Genomic DNA, 11,015 nt, shown 5'->3' on the forward strand with positions numbered 1-11,015 from the left:
TCTACCTTATTACCTAAAAAGCGTTAAAATGTTTCTTCCGAATTAAATCTACTCTACCCAAAACTGAACAATCACAATAGCGCGTTTACATTAGGGAAACATCATGATCGTACTCAGAGAGATGCGTACTGCGGAACTTAGCGACTATAGGAATTTATTTATTACCGAATATGCGCAAGATTTATCGTCCAACAGTGGTTATAGCAGCGAACAGGCCATCGCTCATGCCACCCATAGCTTTGATAGCTATCTACCAAAGGGGATTAATAGCCCTGACGATCATTTGTATTGCATCGAAAATAAAAACAATATCGGCCAAGATAGCCAACTGGTGGGCTATTTATGGTTTGGTTTAGGCGAAAATGATAGCGCTGCCTTTATTAAAGATTTTTATGTGCTGCCGCAGTGTCAGCGCAAAGGATATGGCTCGGCCTGTTTACAAGAGTTGGAAAAATTGCTGGTGGCTCAAGATATATTTGAAATAAAGCTCCGCGTCGCGGCGGATAACCCACAGGCGAAGAGATTATATGAGCAAATGGAATTTGTGATAACGGGGTTTAATATGTCCAAATCGCTACAACCGACTGACAAATCATAATAGAGATAAAGGCAATATTAAGGATGCGCTTGCAGGTCCGCAAACGAAAATAGATAAAAAGCTGAAAATCGGACGAACAGTTCATCAACCTGCTGTTCCTCTGATAAATCAGTCTAATCGGAGTGGGGCGTTAGATTAAACCATTTTGTCATTACCCATTTGTTGCAGTTGATCCTTGTAAGACTTCACTTTCTGGCGTTTCTTCATCCAGATTGAGAATGACACTACAAAAATCCCACCGGCCAAGGTTAATACCCCCAATTCATGCTGATAAAACAGCATAATAATGAAATAGACAGCAGAGATAATTGCTACCCATTTAGCCGAATGACCAATAGAGCTTTTCTCATCAGTCAAACGGCGGATACTCTCTTCCTCACTGATCCCCATACTTAATCCTCCTTATTGTTCAGCTTATAATATTGGGGCAGTTGCATGATAATTCAACATATTTTTCAGCTTTTATTTTGTTAAGTCGAGATAGCGCTGATTGACTCTTTACTTTAAACGCTCATGCCTATCTCGACTCAGTGGATACCCCCTACAAAATAATAATCAGTTCGTACTCTCCCCCCTCCAGCGCTACCCGCAGCCCATCAGGTTGAGAGAAGATAGGCGAGCCATTTAATGTCGCAGAACTGATCCCCTGACAGCGCTGAGCCGGGCTTTCAACACGAATGGCATAGCGGGTGTTGGCAAGGTTAATGGTCGCTTCAAACCCTGGCCAACTGGCTGGAATACAAGGATTAATGACTAACTCGTTCCCTTCTCGCCGAATACCCAGAATGCCTTCAATACCCGCGCGATGCATCCAACCTGCTGAGCCGGTATACCACGTCCAACCACCGCGCCCAACGTGAGGTGCGACTGAATAAACATCGGCGGCGACCACATAAGGTTCAACTTTATAACGCGCGATCCCCGCCGGGGTATTCCCATGATTTATCGGATTAAGTGATGCAAATAAATCACGGGCTTTATCCCCCTCCCCTAACTCAGCAAAGGCAAAAATCACCCACATCGCAGCATGGCTGTATTGGCCGCCATTTTCCCGTAATCCCGGTGGATAGCCTTTAATGTAACCGGGGTCGTCAGGGGTTTTATCGAACGGTGGAGTGAACAACAACACCATGCCATCGTTAGGGCGAATAAGATGATGCTCCAGCGAGGTCATCGCCTGCACTGCCCGCTGCGGATCTGCCGCTCCTGATAACACCGCCCATGATTGAGCAATAGAATCTATGCGGCACTCTTCGCACTCTTTAGACCCCAACCAACTGCCGTTATCAAAGGTGGCACGTCGATACCACTCACCATCCCACGCCTCTCGCTCCAATGCTGCAATTAAGCCTGTAAGATGGTGTTGCCATTGGCTGGCCCGCTGCGGATCACGCTGTTTCGCCAGCGGAATAAACATTTTCAGTGTCGCCACCAGCAACCACCCTAGCCAGACACTTTCACCTTTTCCTTCCTCACCCACCCGGTTCATCCCATCATTCCAGTCGCCCGTTCCCATCAATGGTAGACCCAGCTCTCCCGTCAGCTCAATACATTGATCCAATCCTTTGGCGCAGTGTTCAAACAGTGAGGCGGTTTCTTGCGCCACCAATGGCTGGAAAAAGGCATCGTGTTCGCCCGGATGCAATATCGGCCCTTCGAGGAAGGGTACAATTTCATCCAGTACCGCGCCGTCACCGCTGGCAAGAATATAAGTGGCTGTCGCATAAGAGAGCCACACCCGGTCATCAGAGATTCGGGTGCGCACTCCCTGCCCTGAATGTGGTAACCACCAGTGCTGAACATCGCCTTCAATAAATTGTCGCCCGGCCGCACGTAGCAGATGGTGGCGAGTGGTCTCCGGCTGAGCAAAGGTCAGCGCCATGCCATCTTGTAATTGGTCACGAAAACCATAAGCGCCACTGGCCTGATAAAACGCCGACCGCGCCCAGACCCGGCATGCCAATGTTTGATACAGCAGCCAACCATTAAGCATGATATCCATTTGCCTGTCCGGGGTTTTCACCTGAACCGCCTCTAACACCGTATGCCAGTAATCAGTGACTTCCGTCAACACGGCATCCAGATTGGCAGCGCGGTAGCGCATAATCAACACCTGCGCTTCACTCACAGAAGGGCTCTGCCCGATGAACCACACCACTTCAACCTGCTCACCGGCGGCCAGTTCAAGGGTTTGCTGTAGTGCACTACAGGGATCGAATCCCGCCCCTGTCACACCCGATAGCGGTATTTTTGCTAACAGTGAAAATGGCGCAGCACTATTGCCATAATGGCCGAGGAACTCGCTGCGGTCAGCGGTCCAGCGAGTCTGCTGCCCATTAAGGTCGGAAAAAGAAATTCTGCCGGGGAAGGCGGTACTCCATGGATTCCGCGCCAACATCGCCCCGGTTGGCTCATCCATTTCGGTGATAATAAATGGCCCTGTGGCACCGCGCGATGTCGCCAATACCCACTCGGCGTAGGCCGTTACTGAGATACGCCGGGGTTTATCTGACATATTATGTAATGTCAGACGAGAGATCTTAATCGGGTCAGCCAGCGGCACATATTGCAGCAGCGCCATACCAATACCGTGCGCCTGATGCTCAAATCGGCTGTAGCCATGACCATGCCGAGCAATGTAAGTGCCACCATCACGGATGGGGTGTGCCGTTGGGCTCCACAGTTGACCGGAATCTTCATCACGCAAATATAGGCATTCACCAGATGAATCAATAACCGGATCATTTAGCCATGGCGTTATCTGGTTTTCCCGACTATTTTCAGCCCAGGTATAACCACTGCCGATAGTGGAAACTTGGAAACCAAAGGCCTGATTGGCAATAACATTAATCCAGGGTGCCGGTGTATTTTCCCCGTCATTGATGCAGGTAACATATTCCCGCCCCTGTTGACCAAAGCCACCCAACCCATTAAAAAACTCCAAATTATCCGGTTGCGGTAATACTGTTTTCGCAAGCGACAATTGTGCTGTTATCTGTGAATTGGCTGATTTAACCAGAGGAAATCCTGATTTTTTATCATGATCAATCAATCGTTTATCAGATGTGAATAATTTTTTAGCTGTCGGAACCCCCTTTTTATCCTGCGTGAATAATAGATGATTCAGTTGATTGCCCAATGTGCCATAACGGGCGGAGAGCACCACTCGCGCGACAGAGCGCAATAATGCGCGTGTTTCGGCACTCATCAGATCAGCTCGCAAAGCATAGGCAGAACCCTGGCGAAGTTCATCGCCAAAACGAGGGCGCGATTGGCTGCTGCGCACCGCAGTTTCAATGGCGATTTGCAAATCCTGTACATACGAAGAGGCTCGCTCGTTGATGATAACCAGATCAACAGCCAGACGTTTCATGCGCCAGTATTCATGAGCGCGCAGTAATTGCCGCACTTGCTCAATGTCTTCGATATCTTCAATCCGCAGTAAGACTATCGGTAAATCGCCGGAGATTGATTGCGACCACAACATTGACTGAACTCCCGCGCCCCGCATGATAGTTGTGGACGGTGAGCGGAAGCGGGCATCGGCATACAAAATCGGCGCAGCCAGTTGCTGAAAATCAGCGGCTTCTTCCGCTTTAATTTCCAGATGGCGCAATTGCACCTGAGCCTGAGTCCAGGCCAGCGTTTTAGCACGATCATACGCGCTACGGTCACGGTGTTTATCCACCATATCCAGCAAATCTTCTTTTGAAGAGGCAATCAGTGTCCAGAAAGAGACCGTGATAGTCTTACCGGCTGGAATCAGTAAGCTTTGGCGCAACGAGAATATCGGATCGAGCACTGTCCCCACCGTATTTGACAGCGCCTCCCCTGCTTGTAGTGCTGTTGAGGTGGCAACCCGATTACCACGGCCAATAAATTTTGCCCGGTCCGATTCATATTGCAATGCAGACATCGGCAAGCCATCAGCCACCGCAAAATGCGCCGCCCAGACCTGAGGCTCTTGCGCCGTCCGAGGCCGACGCGTTGCAATTAAGGCCCCCAGTTCAGGTAAAAACTCGGTCACGACAAACATTTTGGCGAATGCCGGATGCGCATTGTCGGCCGAGGCTGCCGCAAGCACCACTTCGGCATAAGAGGTCAGTTCAATCTCGCGAGCACGGCGACCGGTGTTTAGCAATGAAACGCGACGAACTTCGCCATCATCCTCGCTGGAAATCAGGACATTCATGGTGCTGGTGAGAGTGCCATCATGGCAGATAAACTCAGCATGATCCTCACCAAAAATCACCTCGCGATGCGCATTATCACTGGCGGCCAACTGTGCCCCTGCCGACCAACTGCGGCCACTGCGCAAATCGCGCAGGAAAATAAAGGAACCGTAATCATCACAGGTAGCATCTTCTCGCCAGCGGGTGACGGCAACATCCAACCAGCGGCTATAACCGGCCCCCGCGGTGGTCAACATCACAGCATAACGCCCATTGGATAATAGATGAGTGACCGGCGGCCCGATAACCGGCGAAGACAGGCGACGCACTGTCGGCAACGCGCTGTCCGCCACCGCTGATAGCAACACTTCCTCGGTACGTGGGTAGGCAATGGCCACATTGCGCGGCATGCGCTCTTGTAACAATAACTCGCAGGCCTGAATCATCGGCTCATGATGGAAGCGATTACGCATCCGCCCCTGCTGCACAGTATTGGCGATAGCCACAATGGTCATCCCCTGATGGTGCGCCATATAGTTGCGCACCATCACCACCGGCTCGTTTTCCGGCAATCGGGAGCGCGTAAAGTCCAGCGCCTCATAAAAACCGTAACGCCCCAGCGCCCCCATATCGGCCAGCCGCTCATAGTTTTGCAGTGCGCCGTGAGGGTCAATCATGGTTGCCAACCCTGTTGCATAAGGCGCGATGACCGTGTTTTCTGATAAGCCGCGTTTTAACCCAAGCCCCGGCACACCAAAATTAGAATATTGATAGGTAAACTCGATATCGCGCGCGCTGTATGCCGACTCAGAGATCCCCCACGGGATATTCAAGCTACGCCCATAAGCCTGTTGCCGCTCAACCACTAATTGATTGGTTTGCTCTAATAAGCTCCCTGCAGGTGCCCGCATCACTAATGACGGCATCAAATATTCGAACATCGAACCTGACCATGAAATCAGCGCCGCCCCTTTGCCAATGGGGGTTGCAGCCCGCCCTAAGCGGAACCAATGCCGCGTCGGCACATCCCCTTTAGCGATAGCGAACAAACTGGCAAGCCGTGCCTCAGAAGCCAGCAAGTCATAGCAACTCGGGTCAAGGCTGTTATCCGCCAGCGAATAGCCGATAGACAGTAACTTGCGTTCGGGATCGAGTAGGAAAGCAAAATCCATCGCCAGCGCCATATGACGAGCTTCAGCGGCTAATTTGAGCAACCGGTCATTGACCTGCTCCTGCATCTCTTGGGTCAACTGTTGGTCATATTCATGTTCAGCGGCAGCAACAATCAGCGCCTCAATCCAATAACTCAAATCAATAAAAGCATGATCATCGATTGGACGAGCAATGCCGTGCACCATCGCAGTGGCTTTCGCCAACAGCGGTTTCAACGCCAGCGGTAACATTTCAGTTTCACCGACATCTTTTAAATCCAGGCGAATTTGCTCCAGGACTGCCCAGAGTTTGCGTTTAAAATCAGCGTCTCCCGGCGGAAGCTGCCTAAACGAGGCTTCAGCTAACAGCAGGTTATCCATCAATCCCCTGGCCCCGTTGGCCGCTAATGGCTCGGCTGCCCACTCTTCGCAGGTATTGGCCAGCACAATCAAATGCCCGGCCAGATTCCCGCTGTCAACGGAGGAAACATAAGCCGGCTCCAGTGCGCGCAGATCTTGCGTCCCGTACCAGTTAAAGAAATGCCCACGGAAACGCGCCAATTTATGAAAGGTTTCAAAGGTGGTTTCCAGCCGCACCAATGTGCGATACGTCCCCGCCCAGCCAAAATCACGAGCCACCACGGTTGAGAGCAAATACAGCCCCATATTCGTCGGGGAGGTGCGGTGTGCCACCACCGGTTTTGGGTCCTCCTGAAAATTATCAGGCGGCAGCATATTTTCATCCGGTGTGACAAAAGTTTCGAAGAAACGCCAGGTACGGCGGGCAATCAGCCGCAGCTCGGGAATATCGTCCTCCGTCATCGGTTTATGCGATACCACCAAATGGGCGCGACTGGCCCACAATGCAATGGCGGGTGCGAACAACCAAAGTAGTGCAAAAGGCAAAATCAACGGCCAGGCGGCGGGAGAGACAATGAATGCAATGGCGGCCATCAGCAAACCGAATAATGTGCCACCGGCCATTTGGCGATAAAACCCGGCTAAACCGGGGCGCGGCTTGCCTGCGGATTGGGCCGCCGTCGTCCACTCCAACAAGTTCCGATGCGTTATAAACAGGCGAATCAGTGTGCGCCCAATAGCATCTGCCATTTGCCAGGCATGGTCAGCCAGAAACACCAACGAAAGTAATATCTGGCTAGCGGCGCGTTTGGCATCATTTAATAAAGAGCGTAAATGGTTACTAAATCGAGTATTTGGAGCTGGCCATAATGAGCATAAAATCGGCAATAAGGAGGGTAAAGCGGCCAGTACTATCACCACGAGCACCCCGACCCCAGCCGCTGGCATCGGAAGCATCCAACTGCCCCCCAGCAACAGCAAGGTAAAAGGGGCAACCAGTGAACGGCGCAGGTTATCCACCATCTTCCAACGGCCCAGCAACGGAATACTTTTACTGTCTTTGCTGTCTTTGCTGTCTTTGCTGTCTTTGCTAATGGAAAGTTTGATAATCCAGGGCAGTAACTGCCAATCGCCCCGCGTCCAGCGGTGTTGGCGCTTGCTTACAACGTCATAGCGTGCCGGTGATTCTTCAACCACTTCAATATCTGAAGCTAAGCCTGCTCGGGTAAACACGCCCTCAAACAGATCATGGCTGAGTAAGGTATTGTCCGGCACCCTACCTGCCAGTGAGGCTTCAAACGCATCAACATCATAAATGCCTTTGCCGGTGTAGGAGCCTTCACCAAACATATCCTGATAAACATCTGAAACCGCAGCGGCATAGGGGTCGATACCGCCGGGGCCGGAAAAAGCCCATTGATACAATGAACCGCCTTTTCCCATTGGTAATGCCAATGTCACTCGCGGCTGGAGAATGCCATAACCATCGACAACCCGTTGTTGATCAACACTAAACCGTGGACGATTAAGTGGATGTGCCATTTTGCCAATTAAACGCAGCGCCGCATCACGAGGAAGGCGAGTATCGGCATCTAGCGTAATCACATAACGAACACTTGCGGGCACCTGCGGTTCACCCGCCGCAGTAGCAATAAATGAGGTATCCGTTGCTCCGCGTAACAGGCGGTTAAGCTCATGCAATTTGCCTCGCTTGCGCTCCCAGCCCATCCAGCGGTTTTCACTTTCATTAAATATGCGCTGACGATAAAGCAACAGAAAACGCGGGCCAGCCGGGCCGGGGCCATATTGTTGGTTAAACCGAGCAATGGCTGCATCGGCCAACGCCACTAGCGGGCCGTCACTTGCCAACACCTGCGTATCGGCATCAACCCCATCGAGCAGCAGCGCAAAAGTCAGAGAGCCGGTAGTACCCGACAAATGATGAACTTCTAATTGTTCAATTTGCTCCAGTAAATCAGCTTTACTGGTCAGCAACGTAGGCACCACGACTAAAGTTCGCAACTCATCAGGGACATCACTGGTCAGTTCCAGACCCGGTAAAATAGTGGCACCAAAGCTCCAGGTAATGACGCGATTGACCAACGCAGTTGCCACTTCAGTCGCCGGAATAAACCCGACTAAGGCAAATAGCACCCACCATCCGACGGCCAAACCGGGGAAAGAGAGCGCCCACAATGCCAATGCCAGCAATCCCGCCGTAACCAATAAAATCGCCCCCATGTAGCCGCCGACACCCAGGCTGATGCTCAAGCGGCTGAACCACAATCGCATTGAAGGGCTGAATCTTATCTGATTCTCTAATTCACGACGCCCAGCCCCAATTAAGTGATAACCGGGGTCACGGCAGCGATCGACATTTTCAGGATCTGCGGTGGTTACCGCATTCTGCGCCGCTTGTAAGGCAAAGTTGGCAATCTCCAGTTCAGTGTAAGTCGAGCCACGGCATAATTGTTCGATGGCGCTGCGATACAGATTGCGGGTCTGAAAATCCATACTGGCAAAGTTACTTCCTTGCCGTAAACATTCATCTACCAGACTGACACTCTCAAATAAATCAGCCCAATCAATATCCGAAATCATCCGCATGCTGGTAATCACATTTCGGACCGAAACATTAGACGCCCCCTGACGTAATTGGGCATGCTGTACCACTTCGCTGATCGTGACTCCTTGTAACTTCAGACGATCTTCCAACCATCCCAGCGCAGGAGTCGTGCGCGGATCTTGGTCGCGCAGCTGTTTTGCCAGTTGGGAGGCAAATGGCTCAGATAATGGCTCTGTGGAGCGCATCGCGATGTCGGATTCCAACACCAACCGACTGTCTCCTGTTTCCAATAACCGATTTGCCAGCGCCTCGGCATCTGCACGCGCTTTGCGCCCTTGCGTAATCTGGTCGGCAAGGCGGCGTAAGTTCTCAATCAATACAATGCGCAGTGTAATCGCGACCGCCCATAGCTCACCGATAGTCAGCGGTTGAACACGCTGATACGCCATAATAAAACGGCACAAAACCTCGGGGTCCAAATGGCTATCGGTGTGCGCAACAAAGGCCCAGGTAATCCCCAAGACACGCGGGTAACCGGCAAATGGCCCGTCAGCCAGTTTGGGTAATTGGCGGTAATAGCCCGGCGGTAAATCGTCGCGGATCTCGCGGATCTGTTCTTCAACCAGATGATAATTATCCAGCAACCACTCCGCCGCAGGCACTACCGCGCGGCCTTTTTCTAACTCTGCGGCACTGGCCCGATATGCCGCCAGCAATGTATCGGCATTATCATCCAGGCGGGCATGCAAAGTAGACACCCGTGGTGGATGGGATGTTATCGACTGAGCTTTGGCAAGGCTTTCAGCATGTTGCTCCAACCGCTCAACACTGAATAACTCTTCTCTGACCGGCGCTGAATCATGCCATGGTGTGACTGTAGTTCGTGATCCCCAAATGGATCGTTGCCCAAGAATAGTCTTTAGAAATGATTTCATAGATACCTTTCTGGTCGGGTGCTCATACAGTCTTATGGCAATCTGCATAACAAAAAATCGGGGATAGCCGCAAGAGAGCCTACCCAAACGAATTGCTCAGGTGAGCTTCCTGAGCGGTGCGAGCCGCGTGGTCTTGAGCAGAAAACGCCATAACAGGCAGAATGCTGTCAAAGATGCTGAGTGAAGGTAAAAAGCAAAAGACTGATGCATAAAAACCAACAGTCAAAAAAGAGGCGAGTAAAGGCTGACGTTATGCATAAATATGCAACAGCGATAAAGCTGAATAGTATTAACTATAGCCCAAAGAAAAAAATACGGATCAGGGCATGAAATGAAAGAGAGAAAACAAACGGTTATAAATATAACCAGAAAGGAAATTGCCATACCTGCTGCCTGAGTACTATTACACAGACGGCAGGTAATCACCCCATAGTTTCAAAAACTAAATATTATCTTGGAATTTTCGCGCTTTGGCCGTTTGCTGTTTTTCCAGTTCAAAAATAGCCCGTTGCAATCCTTTTTCCTGGATGGGGCTTAAACGCGGGAATTTAAAACTCAAGCGCTGTACTGTGAGAGTTTCACCTTTGTTATTCACCACTTGTTTATCGATGGCTCGGATAAACTGCAAATCCAATTTAAAAATACCAAAACCACATAAATCAACTGACACATCACGCAGAATGCCACAATTCTGGACAGGGAATTCACTGCCTTTCACGGCATACACCCCCATTCCCCCCAAAGAAACATCAGCTAATGTGTATGAGAATTTACTGCCGTCAGCGAATTTTCCTGCACAATAATAAGCAGGCCATTGAGGGATATTGACCCGGAAATATTCCCGGCGCTGAATAAAGTAAAGGCTGTCAGGAATGGAGGTACTGAAAGCAGGTAAAGATAAATATTGTATTTCTTTCAGCGGATTGCAGGTAAATTCAATTTTTGCGCCAGTCGGCTCTGCAATAATTGTCAATTGGCTGGCAGCAAGTGCAGCAATGTTCTCATGCGCCACACTGCCAAAATCAAAAATAAATTGATTTGTCTCAGGAACCACATCCAGAATACGGCTAATAAATTGCCCGCGAGCATGGACTATCATCACTGCAGTATCATTCTTCTTTAAATCACGAAGAATTGCACAGATCGCTAATTTATTGGTTTTTACAAAATTCTCTTTAGACGTTTCGCTCACCAGCCATCCCCATCTTTAATTTATTGCTCTGGCTACCCAGA

Annotated in this window: 4 protein-coding genes; 1 reads left to right on the forward strand and 3 read right to left on the reverse strand. The window is 50.4% G+C overall.

The features are described from left to right. The first annotated feature begins 103 nt into the window (after positions 1–103). Entirely contained in the window at positions 104–598 is a 495-nt protein-coding gene (locus tag ACNSO8_RS05555) for a GNAT family N-acetyltransferase (protein WP_418394050.1), read from the forward strand. Between the two features lie 135 nt (positions 599–733). Here ACNSO8_RS05555 and ACNSO8_RS05560 read toward each other — a convergent pair whose 3' ends face one another. From ACNSO8_RS05560 to ACNSO8_RS05570, 3 genes are all read right to left on the reverse strand, one after another. Continuing rightward, the gene (locus ACNSO8_RS05560; protein WP_418394051.1) at positions 734–988 is read right to left on the reverse strand and encodes an ABC transporter ATP-binding protein; all 255 of its coding nucleotides are present in this window, start codon (positions 986–988) and stop codon (positions 734–736) included. Positions 989–1,139: 151 nt separating this feature from the next. Then, complete coding sequence (locus ACNSO8_RS05565; protein ID WP_418394052.1) at positions 1,140–9,782, reverse strand: GH36-type glycosyl hydrolase domain-containing protein; 8,643 nt, start codon at positions 9,780–9,782, stop codon at positions 1,140–1,142. Positions 9,783–10,224: 442 nt separating this feature from the next. Beyond that, the gene (locus ACNSO8_RS05570) at positions 10,225–10,974 is read right to left on the reverse strand and encodes a flagellar brake protein (RefSeq protein WP_418394053.1); all 750 of its coding nucleotides are present in this window, start codon (positions 10,972–10,974) and stop codon (positions 10,225–10,227) included. Between the last annotated feature and the right edge of the window lie 41 nt (positions 10,975–11,015).

The organism is Yersinia sp. LJYL362 (genome assembly GCF_048323875.1).